Origin of the sequence: Desulfolutivibrio sulfodismutans DSM 3696 (genome assembly GCF_013376455.1) — a bacterium.
GTDB classification, from domain to species: domain Bacteria; phylum Desulfobacterota; class Desulfovibrionia; order Desulfovibrionales; family Desulfovibrionaceae; genus Desulfolutivibrio; species Desulfolutivibrio sulfodismutans.
On the sequence record NZ_CP045504.1, the window covers coordinates 1328661 to 1347837 of the forward strand.

The window sequence follows — 19177 nt, forward strand, 5'->3', positions numbered from 1 at the left end:
GTCGCCTCCTTTAGGCCAGCCACGGCGTGACCAGCAGTTGCGCCGTGTCGCGATAGACGTTGGTCGCGCCGTTGGCGTCGCGCTCGGCCTTGAGCACCTCCAGGGCCGCCTTCTCCAGGCTGGGCGGGGTCACCAACAGCGTGGGCCGGATGCCCAGGGGCTTGCCGTTGTCGCCCTTGAAGCTGCTCATGGCCGTCCTGGCCGCCGCGTAGCTGTCCGCGTCCAGGGTCTGCTTGCTGCCGTAGGCCAGTTGCCACAACCCCAGGCCCACGTTGACCCGGGCGTCCACGCCGTAGCGGAAGAGCTTGCGGGTGAACACGGACTCGTCGTCGGGCCTGTCCATGGCCACGAAGGAATAATCCCGCCGCTTCTGGAAGATGAGCGGCTTGACGGCCCGGGTCATGTCCATGAGGAACCAGGGGGTGCCGGAGCCGCCGCCATGGTTGCTGACGCTGACCTCGGCGCCGCCAGAAAGCACGGGATGGTCGGTGTCGAAGAAGTTCTGGCCGTCGTAGCACAGGGTGGTGAACCCGGCCGCCAGCAGGGCGAACACAAGCTGGTCCGGATGCTGTTTGGCGTCGATGCCGAGCTGGGAAATCATGGGAGCGTAGACGCCCAACGAATCGTCTTCCATGTCGTCCCGGTCCACGCCGACGGTGTTCTCGAAGCTCTTGTTGCGGATGCTGAAGTCGTGAGCCATGAGGTTCTGGATCACGCGGTCGCCGACCCATTCCCGGAATCCGGTGGTCTTCCCCAGCCAGGGATAGACCTCGACGGCCTTGGTGGAGGGCACCACCATGGCGATCTTCTCGAAGTCGCTCGGCGCGCCCGCGAACGCATTCTGAAAAAGGGTCTTGAACCCGGTGTACGCGGCGGCCAGGCTGGCCTGATTGATGATCATGAAACGCCTCCTTTAGAACTCGACCCAGACGCCGTGGGCGTCCAGGTCGCGAATGGTTCCCACGGCGCTGCGGGTGCCCGTGCCGTCCGTGGCGGCCACGGTCTGGTCATCCACGGCGTAGGCCGTCCCGCCGATGTGCTGCCGGGTGATGTCGCCGGAATTGGCGAAGGCGAAGCAGCCGCGCGCCACGGTGACCACCTCCTCGCCGTCCGCGCCCTCGGCGTTGTCCGCATGATGTTCGGCCCGGCCCAGGCCCTTGAGGCCCGTGGCCGTGACGGCCGGGGTGGCGTAGCCCGTGGCCGACAGGGCCACCAGCGACCCGGCGTAAATGACCTTTCCCGCCGCCACGGGATGCCCGACGAGCTTGCCGTCCTGTTCGGGGGTGTTGCGGTCCTTGGTCAGAGCGGCCATCTATTTGCCCTCCTGCTGCATGTGCTTCTTGTAGGCGTCCTCGCCCAGGCCGAGCTGGGCGCACACCGCCCGATCCACGTCGGTCAGGCCGCCGGATGTGGGCGGCAGCCCGCCCACCGGCCCCGTGGCCCCCGGGGCCACCACGACAGGCGCGGCGTTCACCCAGGCCTCAAATCCCGACAGATCCTTGGAGGCGTAGGCCGTGGCCCATTCCTCCATGGCCGGGGCCAGCTTGCCCGTCTGCTTGGCATGGGCCACCACGGCCTCAACCCGCTCCCGGGTCCGATCCGTCTCCAGGACGGACAGGCGACCGGCCACGGCCTGGAACTGCTCCATGGGCACGTACCGGGTGGGGTCCAAGACGCCTCCGGCCCCCTGGGCCGTAAGCGTCTTGGCATGGGCGGCAACGGCCTCGGGTTTGGCGTCCGCCGCCAGCCCGAAGTCCTTGACCAGCCCGGTGAACAGCCCCGACAGGGCCGTGCCCTGGGCCGTAAGCGTCTTGGCATGGGCGACAACGGCCTCGGGTTTGGCGTCCGCCGCCAGCCCCAGATCCTTGGCCAGACCGGCGAAAAGCCCCGCCATGGCCGCCTGTCTCTCCGCCAGAGCCTTGGCGTGGGCGGCCACGCCGTCGGCCGTGGGCATGCCGGACAGGCCGAACAGGCCCGCCAGCATTGCCAGAAATTGGTTCAAATCCATGTCCTCGCCTCCGTCGTTGTCGAGCTGCGACGCCAGCGCCGTCAGCTCCAGGTTGGGGATGTTGGTCAGAGCCGCGCATTCGATGCGCGTCACCGTGCCGTCGTGCTTGAGATAGCGGTAGACCGGGGAGAGATAGCGGTATTCCCGGGCCGCCAGCCGCGCGGCCGCCGCCTCGGTCCATTCCACGCGGCCCCAGATGCCGTCCTCGCGGACGTCCAGGTCCGTGATCCACCCGGCGGCCGGGGCGGGCCTGCCGTTTTTTTCCGAATAGAGAAGCTGGTGGTCGTAATCGATGGGCAGGGGAACGCCCCGCTGATGGGCCGTGGTGGCCGCGATTACGCCCTGCGGATCGTCCAGGCGGTACGGCCCCCGGCCGTCCCGGCAGGCGATGTCCCCCAGGGGCAGCAGATGCACCCATTCCGGAACGGGACGGGACGTTCCCAGGTCCAGGGCGTGAGCGGCACGGGCGGTTCGGGCGGTTCGCGTTTTCATGACGCCCGTCCTAGCGCACGACAAAAGCCCCCGTGCCCCGGACAGGTGTCCGGGGCAGGGGGCTTGCCTGCGAATGCGTTTTGCTGGTGGTGGCCATGAGGTACTCCAATTCCGGCGTTCCGGGCAAGGGGTGGGTGGGTGGTCCGTGCCCGCGCCCGGGACATGCCCCGTATGCGCACGGAGGGGCGTTTACTTGCGCGTTTACTGGGTTTTGGCGACATCGCCCCGCCCCGGGGCTTGCCAAACGCCCCAGGGCGGCTTATTTACTCTTCACCCTTGGCCGCTCGGAGAGTCCGGGAATGTCGCTACCGGACGGGGCTGCCCTGCCCTGGCAGCAGCGGAGTCCCCCCGTGGAGGTTGCGCACCACCCGGGCGGCCATCTTAAAAGATTCGCTCAAACATCCCCGTGTTTTCCATGTCCTTGGGATCAATCACCCGCCCCGACCACAGATCGTTCGTGACGACCGTCTGTTTCGTCAGTTCCTCGCCCGGGGCCGCCACCCGCATCCGCACGGCGTGGTTGACCCGCACCACCAGCTTGCCCGCGCCGTCACCGGCATCGATCAGGTACAGCAGGGCCGGGTTGGCCTTGTCCCAATAGACCGCCTCCGGCTCCCACAGGGCGTCCACCACCCGGGCGATGGTCTCCCGGGACAGCCCCACGCCGCTGGCCTGCTTGCCCTCGCGGTACAGGTGGGCGATGCCCTTATCCGACAAGGTGATGGCCCCGCACTCCGGCGGCGCCTTTTTTTCGCGCATGAAGTCGATGACCTTCTGATCCAGCGCCCCCACCACCCGCCGTTCTCCGGCCGAGATCGGCGCGCCGGTCTCCATGGCCGTCAGCTTACCCTGCACCCATTCGGACAGGTCATGCTTGAGCGCAGGCACCACGAACCGGGCCGAGGCCGCCTGGGCCGCCGCCAGATCGGCCGAGGCCTGCGGCAGCTTGTCCAGCATGGCCCGGGCCGCGTGGTTTTCCAGGGCGGCCTGCCCGGGGTTGTAGGCAAAGCCGGGGTCGATGCCCTTGGGCACATAGATTTCCTGACCCGTGCGGGGGTTGACGTACTTTTCCATCTCGATGACCAGATCGGGGCTGATTTCGTATCCAAGCTCTCTGAGCTGCGCTTCGGAAAGCTGGATGACGACACACCGGCAATGCCAGCCGTTTGGGGGGAAGTGCATTTTCCACCAGGGATGGTCCCCTCGTAATACGATGCCGTGCCATGCGCGGTGCTCGGGCCGCGTCTTGCCGTCCAGGATGGCCACGTACCGCAGATAGGGAGCTATATGTTTGGTGCGCTCGTAGCGCGCCCAGGTTCCGGCCGCGTGGGCCGTGCGCATGTTGGTGTCGTAGATGATCTGCAAACGCCGGGGAGAACCGAGCTGCGCCCGCACCACCTGCCCGGTGTCCGGGTGCGTCATGTCTTTTTTGCCCCACCAGCCCTTGGCCTGGAGGATCGGCGTCAGCTCGGCGGCGAACTGTTTGAGGGTGCGGCCTTCGGACTTGGCCCGCAGCACGGCCTGTTCGATGTCCTTGAGCACATCGAACCCGGCGCTTTTCGCCACGGTAAACGCCCGGGTGTGTTCGCCCTGCCACATCTCGCGCCAGTCGAACGTCGGGGTGAGCACGTGGCCCCGGGCCTCCAGGTAGGCCACGGATTCGGCGGGCGCGACGGCCTTGAATTCAATCGCCAAGGCCCGCCCCCGTCTCGCCCGCCAGGCGGGCCGCAAAGGTTAGCTTTGCCAGGTGTTCGGTCAACGCGGCCACGTCCTGCCCGGCCACGGCCTCGGGCAGCCGCCGCAAAAACTCGTCCAGGTCCGCACATTCGGCCAACAGCCGCCGCACAGGCTCAATCAGCGGGTCCACCAGCGGTTGCCATTCGGCCAACTCCTCGGCCACGGCCACGTCCACCGCGTCCCGGGGCTGCGGCTCGGCCGCCCCGGCCAAGCCCCGGCCAACTCCCGGGTGTGCGCCGCCCTGGGCGATCCGGTGGCCACTGGCGCGCCCATCGCGCCAGTCGCGGCCGTTTCGGCCGTTTCCCCGGGGGCGCGCAGGCACACCGCGTCCGGAGGCGGATCGGGCAACCCCAGCTTGTCCCGGATGATCGACGCCTCGACCTGGAGCCCAAGCGGCACCAGCTTCACCAGCCGGTCGGCCAGCTTGTCCATGTCCTCTTCGTCCGGCCGGAATACCTTAATGCGCGGATAGAGGCGGCGCGGCCCCAGGTTGAGGTCGACCACCGGCCGGGCGACGTCTCGGGTAAGCGCGATGGACAATTGCCGGGCGTCGGCGGCCTCGATGTCGCCGCGCACCCGCTCATGGGCGTCCGCCGTGCCCACGTGCTGGCCCACGTCCGTGGTGCCGGTCTGGCCCAGAACGGCCTTGCTGGTCTGACGGTCCAAGAATTCGGAGAGTTCCCGAAAAAGGGTTACGTTGCCCGAGAGCTTGGCCTCGATGAACTCGATGCCCATGGACTCCGGGATGATAGCCGCCGCGTCCGTGGAAATGTTCCTGACGGCGCGCAAAAGCGTGGCCTTTTCGCTCTCCGTCGCGCCCGGGCCGTAGCGGCCGACGCGTAGCGGAACCCCGAAGATCTCCGCGAACTGCACCCACGACTTGATGTCGAAGTTTTTGAACAGGTAGCCCCAGGCCACGGGCCGGGCCAGGCCGCCGCGAATGGGCAGGCCCGATTTGCTCTTATGGATATGGGCCACGTACTTGTAGGGGGAAAGCGGCACGAGCTGCCCGCCCTCGCTGCGCAAAAGCGGCGTGCGGCCGTCCTCGCGGGCAAAGGCGAACCAGCGCGGATCGCGCCATTCCAGGCGCTGCGGCGTCCACTGCCTGCCTTCCACGTCCCAGATGATTTCCGTGAGCGAAAACCCCTTGCCCACGGCGTCCAGCACGTCGAAAAGCTCGTCCCGCAATTCGTCCCGGGTCAGCACGTCGCGCACCAGGTCGGCGGCCCGCTGGTCTTCGGCCGCGTCCGTGGCCGCCTCCACCGTGATCTCCAGGCCCGACACCTGCAATTTGCGCGTGCCCAATACGCTCCGGTAGTGGCAGTCCTTTTCCTCCATCTCTTCGGCCAGCTCCAGATAGGCCGTGGGGTCGCCGTCTTCGGCGTCGCGCAAAAGCCGCGCCAGCCGAACCGGCGTCAGGCCCTGAGCCGGATGGCCGGACATGACCTGGCGCACGCCGGTCAGCGTCGGCCCGGCCTCCTCCTCGCGCAGGCGGCCCAGGTCCACCGGCCGCCCCAGATGGTCAAATAGCGTCGGCATTACCACGCCCCCTGTTGCGGCCAGCGGCCGCTGTCGTCGTCGATGTCGGAGTGGCCATTCCGGCTAGGGACAGAGCCGGACGGCTCGGCCGGGGTGTAGCCATATTCGGTGCGCTTCTGACAGGTGGCGAAATATGCCAGCACGCCAGCAACGGCCGAATCCCCGTGCCGGTATTGGCCGTCAGATCCCTTGACCCGGGCACCGGATATCCCCGGCCGCCCCTGGACCATCACCACCATACGGTGGTCTGCAATCACGTCCTCGTTGGCATCCAGACGCAACAGATCCCCTTCCATGGCCTGCTTGTACTTCGGGAACCACTCGGCATACCAAGGGGCCGAAAACATGACGCACTCCACCCGGCCCTGTCCGTATTTCTGCAATGCTGCCTCGGCATGGCTCTGACCGTTCCCGCGCGCGTCAAAGGCCGCCTTTTGAAAAAGCGGGATGTTGTCCAGGATGTAAAACGTGATGAGCTGCTGCACGTCGAAAGGGATATTGCGCAACTCCACGCCGAACGACTGTCGCCAACGTCCAGGCCGTTCCTCGTGCCAGACCCAGTTTACCGACAAGTCTCCAGAACGCCCGAAATCCTGACTGTAAACCGTGCGCCTACCCGTAGGCATGGCGTCGATGAGCGGCTTCAGGTGGTCCTGTATCCATGTGGAAGCGATTTCCAAGCGGTCAGGTTCAATCACAAATTCGGCGGGTTGCTGCCAACGCAAACGAGGAATTCCCTCGCCATGGCAGTGCTCCAAAAGGAGTCGGGTAAAAAACGCCCCCGACCCGCGTTTCGCGATGCAATCCAGTTCCTCGTTCGCGTCCTCTGGCGTGGGATAATCCGCGTAGATCTCTTCCCGGTATTTCTCTTCCGCCGTAAGGCTGTATTCCTTGTCCGTGACGAGGCACACCCGCTGATAAAAGCCCTGGGCCAAGGCGTCGTCGAAAGTGACCTTATGGAGCGAGTAGGGGAGCTTTCCCGCCTCCACGTCCTTGCAAAGCACCGTGAAGGGGTTGTCCTCTCCGTTCAAGGTGGAAACGATGTCTATACGCCCGCCCCACATGCGGAAGGCCAAGGCCCCCTTGATGACCTCCTGAAGGTTTTCGTGGAATGCTGCCTCGTCGATGCGGGCATGTCCCTGGCGGGACCGCCAGTTATAGGGGCAGGATGACAACGCCTCGATCTTGAATCCGCTGGCAAGCTGGATCTTGTATGTGACGATGTCGCGCTTCTCGTCTTTCAGCAGGGTGACGCCGATCTGACTGGCCGCCAGTTGGTAGGCTCGGGCGAAGAAGGCGCAGTCACCGATAAACTCGGCGGCCATGGCCATGTTGTAGCCCATATAAAACTGGTCCATCCCCTTGGCCAAGGCGGCCTCCAGGGCCGCTTCGGCAGCCAGCGAACCCCACGAAAAACCGATACGCCGGGACTTTTTGCAGAGCCGCACCGGCGATTCATCGCGATGCCACGCGGCTTGATACGGCAGCAGGATCTTCGGGACTTCGGTCGGGGTCAGCCGCCGTGTCGCTCGCATGCGTTGGATGTCCTCAACGAGTTGGAGGGCTTCCTCGCGTTCGGACGTGGTCATGCTCATGCGGGCTCAACCTCAACGCCAAGGATTTGCGCCCGGATAAGCCCCCACTGCTCGGGGGTGAGCCCGGCCTGATCCGCCGCGCCCTGGGCCGCCTCGGCGGCCTTGGCCAGGGCCTCCTTGCGGGCCTGCTCACGGATTTTGATCTCGGTGTCCACGCCGATCTTGGACCCGGCAGCCAAGTCCTTGATCGCCTTGGCCAAGCGCGCGGCGTCAACGGCATCAATGGCGTCCCCATCGCGCAACTTCGCCAAGCTGGCCTTAAACACCAGCCGATGCACGATTTCGATGAGCACTCGCCCCATGTCGCCATCCGGCACCTCGCCCAACTCGCGGGCAAACGAGGACGCGATTTCGCGGCTTTCCCGGATGTGCGCGGCAACTTCCTCGAAATCCTGTGAATATCTGCCCACCGCAGATCGTGAGACAGGCGCGCCCAACTGCCGCAGATGCGCAACGATTTGATCCAGCGTGTGCGCGCCCTCGGTCAACAGGCGGTCAAGCTCCTTTCGGATCGGCGCAGGGAGCGCCTTGACGGTAGACTTTCGCGGCATGGCTACCTCGGGCTCGGGCGTTTGACGCCGGGCACAACAGCCCGCCCCGTGGCCACGTCCGCGCCCCGGGCGGTCAGCCGCACCACGCGCACGTTGCCCACGGTCTCGATCTCGACCAGCCCCGTTTCCGCCAGCCAGGCCGCGTCCGTCTCCACCTGGTCCCGGGACGCGCTGTGCCCCACGGCGTCCAGGGCCGTCTGCAACACGGACGTGTTCAGCTTGTAATCCGGGTCTTCATGCAGGAAACGCAGGATCACCAGGCGGCGGTCCTCGGTCACCAGACGCGCGAAGCTGTTCATTTCCGCCCCCTGATGTGATGCTCCATGAGCAGATCGTTTTGCTTTTCCATGCGGGAAAGCCCGTCGCGGACGCCGGAGATCATGGCCTTGACCTCCTTGACGTCGCCCCGGACGGCCTCCAGATCCGTGCCCAAGGCCGCCACGTCGGCGGACAGCCCGTCCAGGCTTCCGGTAAGACGTTCGACCTCCGAGGGAGATGGGGCATCGGCCAGGGCCGCGTGCGCGGCGCATACCCGGCCGTCCACCCCGGCAACCCGGTCCGCGACGGCCTTGTCGCTCCTGGCCCGGTCTGCGTCACGACTGGCCCGTGTTGCTTCGCAGTGTTCCCGGGTCACGAATTTCCGGGCCAGGGACCACATGATCCATCCGAAAAACGCCTGAAACAGGAACATGGCCACCGGCCACCACTTGAGAATATCCTCCACGTCAGCCTCCCGGGTCAGATCATCGCGCCCACGACGGCTACCGCGCGAAGGGCCACCCCCGCCCAGGCGGCGTAGTTGGCCACCTGCGACTTCGTCCCGGCGTCGGCCTGCGAGGCCTCCACAACGGCGGCGATGCGCCGGATCAATTCGTGCAACTTGTCCACGGTCAGGGGATCGGAGGTGTCCACGGTCCCGATGGCCGAAGCCGTGGCCTTGGCCAGCGTGGCGTATTCGGCGATCCGCTCCTTTGTCTGGGCGTCCACCGGAGCGGTCAGGGCCACGTCGGCCAGGGCCTCGACCACACCCGGGAGCTGGGCCGCCACGGCCTGATACCGGCTTGCGTCCACCGTGCCCGGGTCGGTCTGGGCCCGCGTTCCCACGCACCCGGCCAGAAGCAGCGCCGGAACGGCCACGGCCAGGGCCAGCAACCCCTTGATGGTGGACGGGCCGCCGGTCCCGGGCGTGGCAATCTTGGTTTCGGCTTTGATGCGGCCCCACACGGCCAAGCCGCCGCCCGCCACCCCGGCGATGCCCAGGATCAATTCCACGATGTCGCCCTGCACGCCCTCGGACAGGCTGTAGCCCAGCGCGGCCGCGATACCGGCCAGCATGGCCACCACGCCGCCCCAGACGCCCCGGGACAGCCACCATTTCTTTTCGATCACGCCGATTTCAGCCGTGACCTGTCTGCCTTCGTTTTTTTCGTCCACGATCAGACTCCCTTTTGCGGCCAGCGGCCGCCCAGATGTTTCAGGATTTTCGACGGATAGTCGTTTTCGAGGTTGTGCCGGTTGCCCGGGCCGCCGTTGTAGGCCCGGCACACCACGTCCCAGCCCTCGTGGCCGTAGCGGTCCGCCAGCCGCCGCAGATACCGGCAGCCCCAGGCCAGCCCAATCGCCGGGACACACAGCTCCGGAAACCAGCCCTGGAAACCGAGGGTCCGGGCCGTCTCGCCCATGATCTGCATCAGGCCCCAAGACATGGCCCGGCCGACCTCTTCCGTGGCCTGGCTGCATCCCGGCGGGATAAAACCGCCGGGCGCGCGGTGGTAGCGGAAGTCGAACCCCGGCTCGTAGCGGATCGCATACGTACCCCCCCCGACCGACTCGTGTTCGACCACCGCCCGCACCAGCTCGAAAGGCAGCTTGAACTCGTCCGCCGCCGCCAGGATCGCCTTCAGGATTTCTTCAGTCATTTCCTGTTCCCTTTATTTGCCATTTTCTATCTGGTACGGTTTGGCATCTTTTCCCCGGACCAAAAGGAGATGTTTATGGAGAAATGGCAATGCGCCCTGATTAATGAACAAGGTGTTTCGTTTGCCGTTATGCTGGTGAAGCCTCGTATCCTCTCCTCCCAGGGCGAAAGAGACCGGGTTGCCGAAGCCCTGTCTATTCGCCTGGGTGTGCCTGTGGTTTTGGCTGCGGAAAACAACCGGCATGGCCTTGACTATTGGGGCAGGAAAGACCTTGTGGGCTTCCTGGCAAACGTCCCTCCCCAACGCCTTCCGTGGCGCGAGGTGACGTTTTCTTGAGCCATTCCGCTGCGCCCTCCAGGTGTTCCAGCGCCTGGGGGGCGTGTGCATGCCCCTGGCTGAAAAAAACATTCCCGTCCGAGTCGTAGGCATAAATGAGCTTCCCTCCGATGCGGACTTCCACCACGATTTCGTTCGGATCGCTCACAGCCACCTCCTTTGGCATCACCACGGCGCGTCCCCGCGCCCGTTCCACGGTCGGGCCAGCCCGCGCCGCACCAGCTCGTCGCCCAGATCCACGCCGTCTTCGGTCACCACCCGGGCCGACAGCCGGGACAGGCTGCCGAGATACGCGTCGCGCAGGATGACCACGCTTCCCACCCGGCACCGGGACCGGGTCCATTCCCGGGCCAATTCGGCCAGGGCCTGGATATGGGGCCGCGTGTCGCGCAGCTCCGGCGTGTCGATTCCGGCGATGCGCACGCCGATGGTGGCCACGGCCGGATGCCAGTCCGGGATGGTGACGGTGAGGGTGTCGCCGTCGCGCACCTTGGCCACCACGGCCCGGATGTCCGTAAGGCCCGGACGCGGCGTCACCAAAGGCGCGGCCGTCGCGTCGGCCTCGTTCTGTTGCGGGGTTGCCACAGGGACGGCCCGGGTCGCAGCGGCCACCGGGGGGATGGCCGTCGCAACCAGCAGGCACAGGACCAGGAAAAGCGATATCGGATGGCGTTTCATGACGCCCGGTCTACGCCGGGCGAAAAGCAAGAGGCCCCCGGACAGTTGTCCGGGGGCCTCTTCATGGGGATGTTGCGGGTTTGTGTCACGACCCCGGGGGAGGCGTCAAGTCCGTCATCTCCCGGGCCAGTTCGTGCGCCGCCCCGGCCAAAAGCTGGAGCAGCACGGCCAGCCCCTCCACGGCCTCGCGGGACGGTTCCGTCTCCAGGCTCCAGGCCGGGATCGATTCGCTCAGATAGTCCGCCACGCAGCCCATGCGGCGGATGGCGTCGGCCGGGTGCTCTCCGGGCCGCACCAGCCCGGTCATTGCGCCAGCCCCCGCGCCGCGCGGGACGCGGCCGCCGGGCCAGACGTCGGGCCGGACGCCGGAAGCAGGCCCAGGGTGCGGGCCTGGCGCACCAGCCTCCAGACCACATCCCTGGACACGTCCAGGAGCTTACCGATCTCGATGCAATTGAGGCCCTTTTGGTGGTAGCGCACGGCCTGGTTGATGCGGTGCAGCCGCTCCGGCGGCACGGCCAGGGCCGCCCGCGCCCCGTCGGCCAGGGCCTCGCTGCGGGCGTTTTCCAGGGCCGCGCGTTCGAGGGTGTTGAAGGCCTCGATGTAGCGGAGCTTCCATTCCATGGCCCGGGTGGAGTTCCAGCCCATCACCAGGAGGGTGAAGGCGTCGCGGGTGAGGAGGTAGGCGCGATCCTTCCTCATCCCGCCGGACGCGGGAACAACGACCTCGGCCTCTGTGGGCTCAAAGTTGAGCCGACAAAATGATTCCGGTAGCTTACGGGTCAAATCGTCGATGTCCCGCAGCACGTTCTTGTGCTTGAGCCCGAAATGCTGGGCCAGCTCCACGGATCGGACGGCCGGGCGTTCGCCGGGCAGGAATTCGACGGTCACCGGAACGGAAGGGGTTTGGGAAAGGGAAAGGGACATGATGCGCCTCGCTTAGTTGGGGGTTGGAAACAAAAAAAGGCGACTGACGCTCCCCCGCTAAGCGCGGCCGGGGCCTCGCGGACACCCGGACGTCAGCCGCCAATACGAGCCTCTCCTAAAAACAGAGATGCTAGGCGACAAAAACACGTCGTCCACTCTTCAACCATGCCTACGGCTTGGTCGTGGCGGTGGACAGCCACGCTTAGTTAGGGACTTCCCGGTTAGGATTTCCGGCCGGGGTTGTCAAGCAGCGCAGCCTAGAGCTTGCCCTTTTCTTCGTCTTTCTTTTGCTTTATCGCCAAATCTCGGAGTTCGCTCGATTCATAGTCAATACGCACATTTACATTGAAATTTTCACCATCTATAAAACAAAATACTGTAGTTTTTGCCGTATCCCATGCCGAAAACAAAGCAAGATGCCCCATTGATACCGCCAACCCATGGTTTTGCTTGTCTTCGGCATAAGTATTGTTTTTCCATAGAACTTTTGATTGTTTTGGTTTCCCATATTTAGATATTAATGCTTCCACAAATTCTTCATAATCGGAAATGTAATCATTCTTATTTGTGTGTATATCAACAAGAAAATACCTCACCTTCCATAGCTTGTTGTCAACAAAAGCATACGCCACTTGGATGTTTTTATCGAAAATTTTGTCGTTGAAGACAATCAAGTTGTCACTCTCCATGACTGGCGCGCTTCGTTCCGCCTTCTTGACCTCTTCCCTGCTCATCCCCCATTTCACACTGCGGAGATCGTACGCGTCCTCAGCGGCCGACAGGGAAGGGGCCGCGAAACATAACGCCAGCAAACACACCCCGGCCAACATCCAAGCCCTTGTCCGCATCACACGCCTCCTTGTTTCCGAATGGATATCAACCCTCCCGCATCCAGTAAACGCCTATTGCCGCGTTTCGGCCCCATGCCGGTCTTGTCAACCCCCTGGCGGGTTGCTATGCCTCCCCGCATATCAGCCAACGCAACCCCAGGGGGCCGCCATGACCGAAACCGCCTTTGACGCGCCCGGCTACGTCTCCCGGATGGGCCTGCTCATCGACAAGGCCTATCTGGAATACCGGCATCTCGCCACGGACACCCACAAGCTGCAAGCCCTCTACCTCCGCACCTACCTGTGGATCGCCAGCCTTCTGGCCACCTTCGAGATCGGGGCCGTCATCCGGTTCAAGGCCGGGGAGCTGGCCGTGGCCTCCGGCCTGGCCGCGCCCTTTCTCGTTCTCGTGGGCCTGTCCCTGCTCCTCGCCCTGGCCACGTTCGCCTTCTGCATCGACGCCCTGCGCGGCCGCAGGAATCTGGAAATGCCCCTGGGCGACTTCAAGTTCCTCTCGGACAAAGCCTTCCGGGAGGCGCAGGGGGATGCGGACGCCCTGTTCTACCAGACGGTTCTGGTGTCCCTCGGGGCCGGGATCAGTCATCAAGCAGCAGCAGTCCACCAAAGAGGAAGAAAATTACGAGCCATGTCATGGATGCTCCTTTGCGCCTCGGCTTTGGCCGTCCTCGCGGCGGGCGTCACCCTCGCCGCGTAAACCCGGCGGCACGGGAGGTGGTCGCCGTGTCGGATTCGGACAAGGAAAAGAAACCGCCGCAGGAACCGCCGGAAGCGAGGCCCGCCCCGTCCATCTCCATCGCCGTCCACTCGCAGGGCAGCGGCAAGGAAAAGGAAGGACGGGCCACCGGCAACCGCATCATCAGGGACAAGGAGTAGCCCTTCCGGGCGGCGGGGCGACCTCCCGCCGTCCGGACCCGTCCCCCTCGATCCGCAGCCACCATCACTGCCATGTCTCCGTTCCCGGCGCGGGAATGTCGCCAGCCCCGGGCGCGGGCGCGGGCGCGGCCGCCTTCGCGATCCGCTCCAGGGTTCCCAGGATGCCCTCCAGGGTCTGGTTGGCCATCATGGTCTCGCCGATGCCCAGGAGCACCCCCGCATCGGTCAAGGTCGAGACGCCGGGGAGCCTGACAGCGACAAGCATCGCCACAGCCGCCAATCGGGCGGACAGGTGCGTCAAAAGCTCCACCTGCCGCCGTTTTTGACGTTTCAACTCGTCCCGTACGCCAACCGACATGCCCTTTTTCACGCTTCCTCCTCGATTCGTTCACAATCCGACAACAGCACCGGCTCCCGGCGGCCCACCACAAACACCCGCCAGCGGCCGTCAATCCCCAGAAACGCCGGAGTCTTGGCGATCACCCGGTCAAAAACCGGGCGGCCTTCCTCGAAAAATTGCCCGTTCGGCACGGACAGCCGCGTCCCAGCCGCGATGCCATGCCCGGCGACAGGCCGGGGAAGCCCCGCCCCGTCGTGGACCGCCCCGGCCAGCACGACGGCCAGGCCCTCCAGGGTCACGAACGCATATTTCCCGCCGCCAGCCGCCAGCCAGCGGCCGTTCACGCGCAGCCGCACCGTGCCCGGTTCCGGCCGTTCCCCGGGCCACTGCGCCGCGTCGAACAGCTCTATCAGCGTCGTCTTGCCGGAAATCTTGAGCAAAACAGACCCCATTTTCGTGCGTGTTTCCGCCATGATTCTCCGGCATCCTTACAGCAAACTGTGTTGATCCGGCCGCCCGTCGCCACCGGCCCGGTGCCGCCGTACGGTGCGCCCTGCCACCCCGGCCAGCCGGGCGATCTCGTTTTCGCTTTTCCCGGCCTTGATGCCTTCACGGATGGCCCGCCACACCCTGGACCGGTTCCCGGCCAGCGGCCCCAGCGGGATCGTCATGTTCTCGCCCTGGGCCATCCAGGCGATTCTTTCCGCCGCCGCCCGGCCCACGGCCGTCACCAGCCAATGGTCCTGCGTGAGCGTCTCGGGGCGCGGGATGTAGACCGTCGTGCCGCCCCTGGCTTCGGCCAGGCGGTACGCCGCCACAGGCCCCACCAGGTCGGCGATGGCCGCCAACGTCGGCGGCAGCTCCATATCAAACGCCCCGAACATGTTTACTCCCCGTCCCCGGTAAACGCGGCGTCCTGCGCCCCGTGGCTTTCCCGCAGGGCCGCCTGATCCTTGCGCCGCAAGTTCTTGCCCAGGGCCGCGATCACGGCCTGGAGCTGCTTGGTGGTGGCCCATTCCAGCTTTTCCGGGCCGCCCTGGCGCGTGAGGATGGCCAGGGCGTAGTCCCAGGGCACGAACCGGCCCTGGGCGTTGGCTGTTTCGGCAAGTAAGGCCTCGATTTTGCCCATGAGATCCGAGCGGTCATAGTCGCGCTGCGCGGGCGCGGCCCGGTCGCCGCGACGCCGGGCCGGGGCGGTGAAGCCTCGCCGCGACAGGAACCGCAGCAGATCGTCAAGCTGTTTCAGATCGAGCTTGCCCGCCGAATCCGCGCCGTAACGGCCGTCGAGCATGGCCCGGTAGTCTGGGTCATCCATGCCGAGTTGCTTCTTGGCGATGTGAATTTTGGCCAGCATGCCCTGGCGGCGGGAGGTCGAGCGGTTCATGGGAGCCTCCGTAGCGCCACGTCCTCGCACCCCGGCAAGAGCGGCCGTTCCGCAACGATGTCGCCCGGGAAAAGGCACACCTCGCGGTCTGCCAATGCGCCGTCAGCACATATCTTGCGGCCAACGCCGCCGCCTCGCGAATACGTGACCATCATCACGATGCGGCCTTTGTGGCGCTTGGACATGACGTAGGGTTGGCAGGGCATGTCATTCTCCCTGTTTTGCGGCCCGGGCCGCGATCTCGTTGAGGCGTTCGGCGCAAATGGCCGCGATGCGCTCGGCCGCGTCCGGCTTGTCCGGATCGGCCAGGAAAAATCCCACCAGCCGCCCGCGCGCCGTGTCGCGGATGGCGGCCCGGCCGGGGATGGCGCTGGTATCGACGGCGAAGCGGGGCGTGGTCATATCGCCACCCTGTAGACCAGCAGTTCCGCCTCCAGCTCCGCCACCAACGCCCGCAGCTCCCGGTTTTCGCTTTCCAGGGCCGCGCATCTGTCGTCATCCGACACGGCAGGGACGGGGATCGAGACCGGGCCGCTTCTCAGCTCAAGGCTCCACGGCTGGGTTCCGGTCTCGCCCCCTGCCGCTGCCGGAGGTTGGGCCTCCATGGGCATGGCGGCCGCTTCGCCCTCGCGTGGTCCGAAAGCCTTCTCAACCAGCTCAAACGGATAAAAGAATCTCCGTTGTCGCCCGCCCCACAGCCCATAGCGGCGGCCGCTTTTTCCGAGCGGATACTTGCTATCCGCCTTGCGGACGGTGCCGGACTCGCTGATTTCGTAAGCCGGGTATCCCGGGATGGTGCGCCATTCCATCTACTGCTCCCGGCGCAGGCTTTGTTCGACGAGCCGCGAGAATTCCAGCACAGCGTCCAGCTTCTCATCCTCATTCTCCGCAAAACCAAAGCCGGGAATGAGCAGCGTTTTGTTGTCCCACGCCAAGGTGGCCATACCTTCCAGGCACTCGTGGAGCTTGTGCGAATCTCCGGAAGCAATGGGCAAGGCCCCCTGCGGGCATTCCTGGTCAACATGGATCACACCGTTGGTGAAGCAATATGCGACGGCCATGCGTCTCTCCTGCGGCTGCTCATCAGGCCGGAACCGCCACGCCCCGGCGACCGCCCCGCAGGGCGGTTTCGCATCTATTCCATCCCGGCCATGATCTTCCGGCAGCTCTGCATGAGCGCGGCCACGGGCACGTCGGCAGCCGCCGCGTCCTTGATGGCCAGAGACAGCGCCTCGGCCCGCTTCTTCCAGGCCAGGGCCTGAGCTTCGGCCGACATCAGCACCCGCAGAGGCACCTGCCGTTCCGTCACCTCGACCGTGCATGCGTCGCTCATGCCGCAGCCTCCTTGATCTCTTCGGCCTTCAGCTCGTAGTAGAAGAGGTCTTTTTTCGCGCGCCTTGCCCCCACGAGTTCCAGGCGCTCGTCGGGCCACTTCACCATTTCGTCCCGGTTCAGCTCTTCTTTGACGCGGACGGCACCGGCAAACGGATCGTCGGGCTCTCCGGTAATCAACGTCTTGACCCGCTCCAGGATGCCCGCGAGAGTCCCCTTGCCCTTGGCCTTTATCTCCGTGGAGCGCCGGAAGCCGATGGTCCCGAAATTGAGCTGTCTGCTTCGCGCCTTCTCGAACAATTCATCCTTTTTCGATCCCGCGAAGGTGACCAAGGCCGCTTCAATGGCCTTTTTATCCGCCAGCTTGGCCGCCAGCCGCTCCTTGGCCAGGGCCTTCATTTTGTCGATGGTTTCGTTGAGTTTGCCTTCCTCGGCCTCCACGGCCCGCCGGATTTCCGCCAGCCGGGCCAGGGCCTTGTCCGCCGCGTCCAGATCCCCGATCAGAAAGGCCGGGTTCGGTTTCGTGCGCATGATGTCTCTCCTTATTTTGCAGGGGTTGCGGCCGGGGTTTCCATGGCCACAGCTCGTTCGATCTCTTCCACGGAATCCGCCGCCTCGGTCAGCTCCGATTGGCAGACCCTCAAAAACGCCCACTCATTTTCGCCTACCTTGTCCGCCAGGACGCCCAGGCTGTTCCGCACGTTTCTGATCTTGTCCCCAAGCATCGCAGTCCCTCCGTAATTTCCCGTTTTGTTTCCCTGGCCTCGCGCCGCATAAGCCGCCCGGCGGTCACGGCCCGCAGTCCCATCCGCGCCCGCACGCGCCGCGCCTCACGCTCCACACACCTGACGGCCCTGGTCATGATCTGCCTCCAGACGGTGCGGACAGGTCCGACAGGCCCGGAAAAGCCGCACGTAGGTGGGGTTTATGGGGGTGTACGGACGTTCCTGGTGCTCCCGGCACACGGCCGCGTCGATATCGCCCAGCACCGGGCAGGCCACGGCCGTGGCCATGAGGATCTCGCGCACCCGGCGTTCCATCTTGCCCGTGTCGCCGTAGGCGTTGGCCAGCACCCGGCACACCGCCGCAGGCGACACCCCGAGCCGCTTGGCCACGGCCCGGCCCGTGGAGGCGTCGCAGGCCGCCGCCAGGGCCTCGATCCAGTCCGGCGCGTAACCAGTCGAATCAACGTGGGCCTCGCGGGCCTTGGCCAGGGCGCTCACGACGCCTCCTCGGCCGGGGCCGATTCGGCCATGACCTCGCCGGTATTGGCGTCCACCAGCCGCCGGATGCGCTGGATAAGCGGCGCGCGGGGGCCAAAGCGCAACGCCTCGACGGCCACAAACCGGCCGGGCGTGGTCGGCCGCAGATAGCCGCCGCGCGCCAGCCAGGCGCAGTAGTAAACGGCCTCGGCCAAGGCCACCGGGGCCTCGGGCAGCGAGGCCGTGGCCGCAAGATCCCGCACCGAGAATTCTTTCAGGATGCCCATGGCCCGCCACATGCGCTGCCGCCCGGACGGCGGCAGGACGCGGCCGTCCTTGGCCACGCGCGGGGCGTCAACGCCCAAGTCCCGGGCCAGCCGGTACTGCCTGCGCTTCTGGCCGCGAGGCCCCATGACCATCTCACCGATCTTCTCGACGATCCCGGCCAGGACCAGGGCCTTGACGTAGTCCGTGGCCGCCGGTTCCGTGACCCCGGCCGCCCGGGACACGTCCACGAGGGTGAAGCTGCCGAGCTGGCGCATGGCGGCCCACATTTGGTCACGTTTCGAGATGGCCATTTTCACGACCTCCGGCGCGGGGCCTCGCCCGTATAGAGCGGACGGCCGCCCCAGGCCGCCCGGTCCATCACGTCCACGCCGTCAAGCTGCCCCTGCTCCTGGACGCGCTCCAGGTTCACGCAGATGCGCCGGACGCTGCCCCGGGCCACGGCCACCAGATCGGCCAGCAGATCGTCCGCCACCCGCACCCGGTCGCAGTACATGTCCCGCAAGGCCCGGGCGTCATCCAGGTCCGCAGGCTGGGCAGCCACCCAGTCCAGGATGCGGCCGTGGAAGCGTTCCCAGGCCGACAATTTCCCCGGAAGCTGCTCCTCGCCGATGAGCAGGATGGCCGCGCGGCTGGCCTCGTACAGGTCTCGCACCAGCTCCACGGCATTGCGGTCCACCACATGGTCCATCTCATCGATGATCAGCGGGCGTCCGGATCTCGCCAACTGTTCGGCCGCCTGATCCACCATGGCGCTGATGGTCCGTGCAGGCTGGATGGTGCGGCCCCGGCGGATGTCCATGCTGGTAAGGATCGACTCCAGCATGGCCTTTTTGGTCCAGGAGGACCGGGCTTCCACGTAGTAGGCGTCGGTGCGCGTGGCCACGTAGGCCGCCGAGGTGGATTTGCCGTAGCCGGACGGCCCATACAGGACTACCAGCCCCGGCAGATGCCCCGGCCGCTTGGCCGCCTTGTCCAGCGCGCCCAGGCACAAGGCCACGTTTTGCAGGGGGGCCACCCCGCCGGGCAGCGGGGCGGTGTTGACAAGCGTCTCGGATGTTGACACGCTACGACCTCCTTGATTTTGGTCTTTCAGAGCGCCCACCGTTGCAGCGGTGGGCGTTCGTC

The 19177-nt window shown here is 65.8% G+C and carries 33 protein-coding genes and 1 other RNA gene; 3 read left to right on the plus strand and 31 right to left on the minus strand.

Going from position 1 to position 19177, the window contains the following annotated elements; translation table 11 throughout:
- Window positions 1-10: 10 nt before the first annotated feature.
- The 12 genes from GD606_RS06310 to GD606_RS06365 all read right to left on the minus strand — a co-directional run bounded on the left by GD606_RS06310 (window position 11) and on the right by GD606_RS06365 (window position 9841).
- A complete protein-coding gene (locus GD606_RS06310; protein WP_163302445.1) occupies window positions 11-901 on the minus strand; it encodes a Mu-like prophage major head subunit gpT family protein in 891 nt (296 codons plus the stop codon).
- A 12-nt stretch (window positions 902-913) separates the two neighbouring features.
- A complete protein-coding gene (locus GD606_RS06315) occupies window positions 914-1312 on the minus strand; it encodes a hypothetical protein (protein WP_163302446.1) in 399 nt (132 codons plus the stop codon).
- Complete coding sequence (locus tag GD606_RS06320) at window positions 1313-2500, minus strand: phage protease (protein WP_163302447.1); 1188 nt, start codon at window positions 2498-2500, stop codon at window positions 1313-1315.
- Window positions 2501-2881: 381 nt separating this feature from the next.
- Window positions 2882-4195, minus strand: coding sequence for a phage head morphogenesis protein (locus GD606_RS06325; RefSeq protein WP_163302448.1), 1314 nt, complete (start codon window positions 4193-4195; stop codon window positions 2882-2884).
- Complete coding sequence (locus tag GD606_RS20750) at window positions 4185-4367, minus strand: hypothetical protein (RefSeq protein ID WP_445224735.1); 183 nt, start codon at window positions 4365-4367, stop codon at window positions 4185-4187. Before GD606_RS20750 ends, GD606_RS06325 begins: the two co-directional genes overlap by 11 nt.
- Window positions 4355-5776 carry a DUF935 domain-containing protein gene (locus GD606_RS06335; protein ID WP_176629240.1) on the minus strand — a complete coding sequence of 474 codons (1422 nt, stop codon included), beginning with the start codon at window positions 5774-5776 and terminating at the stop codon, window positions 4355-4357. The genes GD606_RS20750 and GD606_RS06335 overlap by 13 nt, the downstream gene beginning before the upstream one ends.
- Window positions 5776-7371 (minus strand): hypothetical protein, encoded by a 1596-nt coding sequence (locus GD606_RS06340; protein WP_176629241.1) that lies wholly within the window; start codon window positions 7369-7371, stop codon window positions 5776-5778. The genes GD606_RS06335 and GD606_RS06340 overlap by 1 nt, the downstream gene beginning before the upstream one ends.
- Window positions 7368-7922, minus strand: a complete 555-nt coding sequence (locus tag GD606_RS06345; RefSeq protein WP_163302450.1) for a DUF3486 family protein — start codon at window positions 7920-7922, stop codon at window positions 7368-7370. The genes GD606_RS06340 and GD606_RS06345 overlap by 4 nt, the downstream gene beginning before the upstream one ends.
- A gap of 2 nt (window positions 7923-7924) precedes the next feature.
- On the minus strand, window positions 7925-8221 hold the full coding sequence (locus GD606_RS06350; RefSeq protein ID WP_163302451.1) for a VpaChn25_0724 family phage protein: 297 nt from the start codon (window positions 8219-8221) through the stop codon (window positions 7925-7927).
- Complete coding sequence (locus GD606_RS06355) at window positions 8218-8646, minus strand: hypothetical protein (RefSeq protein WP_163302452.1); 429 nt, start codon at window positions 8644-8646, stop codon at window positions 8218-8220. Before GD606_RS06355 ends, GD606_RS06350 begins: the two co-directional genes overlap by 4 nt.
- Window positions 8647-8660: 14 nt before the next feature.
- A complete protein-coding gene (locus tag GD606_RS06360) occupies window positions 8661-9356 on the minus strand; it encodes a hypothetical protein (protein ID WP_163302453.1) in 696 nt (231 codons plus the stop codon).
- A 2-nt stretch (window positions 9357-9358) separates the two neighbouring features.
- Window positions 9359-9841, minus strand: a complete 483-nt coding sequence (locus tag GD606_RS06365) for a lytic transglycosylase domain-containing protein (RefSeq protein ID WP_163302454.1) — start codon at window positions 9839-9841, stop codon at window positions 9359-9361.
- A 75-nt stretch (window positions 9842-9916) separates the two neighbouring features.
- On the opposite strand from GD606_RS06365, the gene GD606_RS06370 reads away from it, so the two are divergent.
- The gene (locus GD606_RS06370; RefSeq protein ID WP_163302455.1) at window positions 9917-10177 is read left to right on the plus strand and encodes a hypothetical protein; all 261 of its coding nucleotides are present in this window, start codon (window positions 9917-9919) and stop codon (window positions 10175-10177) included.
- A 165-nt stretch (window positions 10178-10342) separates the two neighbouring features.
- On the opposite strand, the gene GD606_RS06375 is transcribed toward GD606_RS06370, so the two are convergent.
- From GD606_RS06375 to GD606_RS06390, 4 genes are all read right to left on the minus strand, one after another.
- Complete coding sequence (locus tag GD606_RS06375) at window positions 10343-10855, minus strand: thermonuclease family protein (RefSeq protein ID WP_163302456.1); 513 nt, start codon at window positions 10853-10855, stop codon at window positions 10343-10345.
- A gap of 85 nt (window positions 10856-10940) precedes the next feature.
- Entirely contained in the window at window positions 10941-11162 is a 222-nt protein-coding gene (locus tag GD606_RS06380) for a hypothetical protein (RefSeq protein ID WP_163302457.1), read from the minus strand.
- On the minus strand, window positions 11159-11782 hold the full coding sequence (locus GD606_RS06385; protein ID WP_163302458.1) for a Rha family transcriptional regulator: 624 nt from the start codon (window positions 11780-11782) through the stop codon (window positions 11159-11161). The genes GD606_RS06380 and GD606_RS06385 overlap by 4 nt, the downstream gene beginning before the upstream one ends.
- Before the next feature lie 257 nt (window positions 11783-12039).
- Window positions 12040-12630 (minus strand): hypothetical protein, encoded by a 591-nt coding sequence (locus GD606_RS06390; RefSeq protein ID WP_163302459.1) that lies wholly within the window; start codon window positions 12628-12630, stop codon window positions 12040-12042.
- A gap of 151 nt (window positions 12631-12781) precedes the next feature.
- On the opposite strand from GD606_RS06390, the gene GD606_RS06395 reads away from it, so the two are divergent.
- Together GD606_RS06395 and GD606_RS06400 are read left to right on the plus strand one after the other, a co-directional pair.
- The gene (locus GD606_RS06395; protein ID WP_163302460.1) at window positions 12782-13327 is read left to right on the plus strand and encodes a hypothetical protein; all 546 of its coding nucleotides are present in this window, start codon (window positions 12782-12784) and stop codon (window positions 13325-13327) included.
- Between the two features lie 26 nt (window positions 13328-13353).
- Window positions 13354-13506 carry a hypothetical protein gene (locus tag GD606_RS06400; protein ID WP_163302461.1) on the plus strand — a complete coding sequence of 51 codons (153 nt, stop codon included), beginning with the start codon at window positions 13354-13356 and terminating at the stop codon, window positions 13504-13506.
- A 64-nt stretch (window positions 13507-13570) separates the two neighbouring features.
- Here GD606_RS06400 and GD606_RS06405 read toward each other — a convergent pair whose 3' ends face one another.
- The 15 genes from GD606_RS06405 to GD606_RS06475 form a co-directional block, all read right to left on the minus strand.
- Window positions 13571-13876, minus strand: a complete 306-nt coding sequence (locus tag GD606_RS06405; RefSeq protein WP_163302462.1) for a hypothetical protein — start codon at window positions 13874-13876, stop codon at window positions 13571-13573.
- Window positions 13873-14319: a hypothetical protein gene (locus tag GD606_RS06410; RefSeq protein WP_163302463.1), complete on the minus strand. Its 447-nt coding sequence runs from the start codon at window positions 14317-14319 to the stop codon at window positions 13873-13875. The genes GD606_RS06405 and GD606_RS06410 overlap by 4 nt, the downstream gene beginning before the upstream one ends.
- A 15-nt stretch (window positions 14320-14334) precedes the next feature.
- Complete coding sequence (locus GD606_RS06415) at window positions 14335-14730, minus strand: hypothetical protein (RefSeq protein WP_163302464.1); 396 nt, start codon at window positions 14728-14730, stop codon at window positions 14335-14337.
- A 2-nt stretch (window positions 14731-14732) separates the two neighbouring features.
- The gene (locus GD606_RS06420) at window positions 14733-15230 is read right to left on the minus strand and encodes a regulatory protein GemA (protein ID WP_163302465.1); all 498 of its coding nucleotides are present in this window, start codon (window positions 15228-15230) and stop codon (window positions 14733-14735) included.
- On the minus strand, window positions 15227-15436 hold the full coding sequence (locus GD606_RS06425; protein ID WP_163302466.1) for a hypothetical protein: 210 nt from the start codon (window positions 15434-15436) through the stop codon (window positions 15227-15229). Before GD606_RS06425 ends, GD606_RS06420 begins: the two co-directional genes overlap by 4 nt.
- Before the next feature lies 1 nt (window position 15437).
- Window positions 15438-15632, minus strand: coding sequence for a hypothetical protein (locus GD606_RS06430; RefSeq protein ID WP_163302467.1), 195 nt, complete (start codon window positions 15630-15632; stop codon window positions 15438-15440).
- The gene (locus GD606_RS06435) at window positions 15629-16039 is read right to left on the minus strand and encodes an NUMOD4 domain-containing protein (protein ID WP_163302468.1); all 411 of its coding nucleotides are present in this window, start codon (window positions 16037-16039) and stop codon (window positions 15629-15631) included. The genes GD606_RS06430 and GD606_RS06435 overlap by 4 nt, the downstream gene beginning before the upstream one ends.
- On the minus strand, window positions 16040-16291 hold the full coding sequence (locus GD606_RS06440; protein WP_163302469.1) for a host nuclease inhibitor protein: 252 nt from the start codon (window positions 16289-16291) through the stop codon (window positions 16040-16042).
- Window positions 16292-16300: 9 nt separating this feature from the next.
- An RNA gene (locus tag GD606_RS06445) (hammerhead ribozyme type II) lies at window positions 16301-16365 on the minus strand.
- On the minus strand, window positions 16366-16563 hold the full coding sequence (locus GD606_RS06450; protein ID WP_163302470.1) for a hypothetical protein: 198 nt from the start codon (window positions 16561-16563) through the stop codon (window positions 16366-16368). It abuts the RNA gene before it with no gap.
- Window positions 16560-17093 carry a host-nuclease inhibitor Gam family protein gene (locus GD606_RS06455; protein WP_163302471.1) on the minus strand — a complete coding sequence of 178 codons (534 nt, stop codon included), beginning with the start codon at window positions 17091-17093 and terminating at the stop codon, window positions 16560-16562. Before GD606_RS06455 ends, GD606_RS06450 begins: the two co-directional genes overlap by 4 nt.
- A gap of 11 nt (window positions 17094-17104) precedes the next feature.
- A complete protein-coding gene (locus GD606_RS06460; protein ID WP_163302472.1) occupies window positions 17105-17287 on the minus strand; it encodes a hypothetical protein in 183 nt (60 codons plus the stop codon).
- A gap of 105 nt (window positions 17288-17392) precedes the next feature.
- Complete coding sequence (locus tag GD606_RS06465) at window positions 17393-17785, minus strand: helix-turn-helix domain-containing protein (RefSeq protein WP_163302473.1); 393 nt, start codon at window positions 17783-17785, stop codon at window positions 17393-17395.
- The gene (locus tag GD606_RS06470; protein ID WP_163302474.1) at window positions 17782-18342 is read right to left on the minus strand and encodes a hypothetical protein; all 561 of its coding nucleotides are present in this window, start codon (window positions 18340-18342) and stop codon (window positions 17782-17784) included. Before GD606_RS06470 ends, GD606_RS06465 begins: the two co-directional genes overlap by 4 nt.
- Before the next feature lie 2 nt (window positions 18343-18344).
- Complete coding sequence (locus tag GD606_RS06475; RefSeq protein ID WP_163302475.1) at window positions 18345-19115, minus strand: AAA family ATPase; 771 nt, start codon at window positions 19113-19115, stop codon at window positions 18345-18347.
- Window positions 19116-19177 lie beyond the last annotated feature (62 nt).

Excerpts from the sequence above, each read along its gene's own strand:
- GD606_RS06390 (WP_163302459.1), bottom strand. The coding sequence starts at position 12,630 with ATGCGGACAAGGGCTTGGATGTTGGCCGGGGTGTGTTTGCTGGCGTTA.
- GD606_RS06395 (WP_163302460.1), top strand. The coding sequence starts at position 12,782 with ATGACCGAAACCGCCTTTGACGCGCCCGGCTACGTCTCCCGGATGGGC.
- GD606_RS06340 (WP_176629241.1), bottom strand. The coding sequence starts at position 7,371 with ATGAGCATGACCACGTCCGAACGCGAGGAAGCCCTCCAACTCGTTGAG.
- GD606_RS06420 (WP_163302465.1), bottom strand. The coding sequence starts at position 15,230 with ATGAACCGCTCGACCTCCCGCCGCCAGGGCATGCTGGCCAAAATTCAC.
- GD606_RS06335 (WP_176629240.1), bottom strand. The coding sequence starts at position 5,776 with ATGCCGACGCTATTTGACCATCTGGGGCGGCCGGTGGACCTGGGCCGC.
- GD606_RS06385 (WP_163302458.1), bottom strand. The coding sequence starts at position 11,782 with ATGTCCCTTTCCCTTTCCCAAACCCCTTCCGTTCCGGTGACCGTCGAA.
- GD606_RS06460 (WP_163302472.1), bottom strand. The coding sequence starts at position 17,287 with ATGCTTGGGGACAAGATCAGAAACGTGCGGAACAGCCTGGGCGTCCTG.
- GD606_RS06375 (WP_163302456.1), bottom strand. The coding sequence starts at position 10,855 with ATGAAACGCCATCCGATATCGCTTTTCCTGGTCCTGTGCCTGCTGGTT.
- GD606_RS06440 (WP_163302469.1), bottom strand. The coding sequence starts at position 16,291 with ATGGCCGTCGCATATTGCTTCACCAACGGTGTGATCCATGTTGACCAG.
- GD606_RS06380 (WP_163302457.1), bottom strand. The coding sequence starts at position 11,162 with ATGACCGGGCTGGTGCGGCCCGGAGAGCACCCGGCCGACGCCATCCGC.
- GD606_RS06415 (WP_163302464.1), bottom strand. The coding sequence starts at position 14,730 with ATGTTCGGGGCGTTTGATATGGAGCTGCCGCCGACGTTGGCGGCCATC.
- GD606_RS06345 (WP_163302450.1), bottom strand. The coding sequence starts at position 7,922 with ATGCCGCGAAAGTCTACCGTCAAGGCGCTCCCTGCGCCGATCCGAAAG.
- GD606_RS06315 (WP_163302446.1), bottom strand. The coding sequence starts at position 1,312 with ATGGCCGCTCTGACCAAGGACCGCAACACCCCCGAACAGGACGGCAAG.
- GD606_RS06320 (WP_163302447.1), bottom strand. The coding sequence starts at position 2,500 with ATGAAAACGCGAACCGCCCGAACCGCCCGTGCCGCTCACGCCCTGGAC.
- GD606_RS06350 (WP_163302451.1), bottom strand. The coding sequence starts at position 8,221 with ATGAACAGCTTCGCGCGTCTGGTGACCGAGGACCGCCGCCTGGTGATC.
- GD606_RS06425 (WP_163302466.1), bottom strand. The coding sequence starts at position 15,436 with ATGCCCTGCCAACCCTACGTCATGTCCAAGCGCCACAAAGGCCGCATC.
- GD606_RS06370 (WP_163302455.1), top strand. The coding sequence starts at position 9,917 with ATGGAGAAATGGCAATGCGCCCTGATTAATGAACAAGGTGTTTCGTTT.
- GD606_RS06410 (WP_163302463.1), bottom strand. The coding sequence starts at position 14,319 with ATGGCGGAAACACGCACGAAAATGGGGTCTGTTTTGCTCAAGATTTCC.
- GD606_RS06365 (WP_163302454.1), bottom strand. The coding sequence starts at position 9,841 with ATGACTGAAGAAATCCTGAAGGCGATCCTGGCGGCGGCGGACGAGTTC.
- GD606_RS06455 (WP_163302471.1), bottom strand. The coding sequence starts at position 17,093 with ATGCGCACGAAACCGAACCCGGCCTTTCTGATCGGGGATCTGGACGCG.
- GD606_RS06430 (WP_163302467.1), bottom strand. The coding sequence starts at position 15,632 with ATGACCACGCCCCGCTTCGCCGTCGATACCAGCGCCATCCCCGGCCGG.
- GD606_RS06470 (WP_163302474.1), bottom strand. The coding sequence starts at position 18,342 with ATGGCCATCTCGAAACGTGACCAAATGTGGGCCGCCATGCGCCAGCTC.
- GD606_RS06435 (WP_163302468.1), bottom strand. The coding sequence starts at position 16,039 with ATGGAATGGCGCACCATCCCGGGATACCCGGCTTACGAAATCAGCGAG.
- GD606_RS06310 (WP_163302445.1), bottom strand. The coding sequence starts at position 901 with ATGATCATCAATCAGGCCAGCCTGGCCGCCGCGTACACCGGGTTCAAG.
- GD606_RS06450 (WP_163302470.1), bottom strand. The coding sequence starts at position 16,563 with ATGAGCGACGCATGCACGGTCGAGGTGACGGAACGGCAGGTGCCTCTG.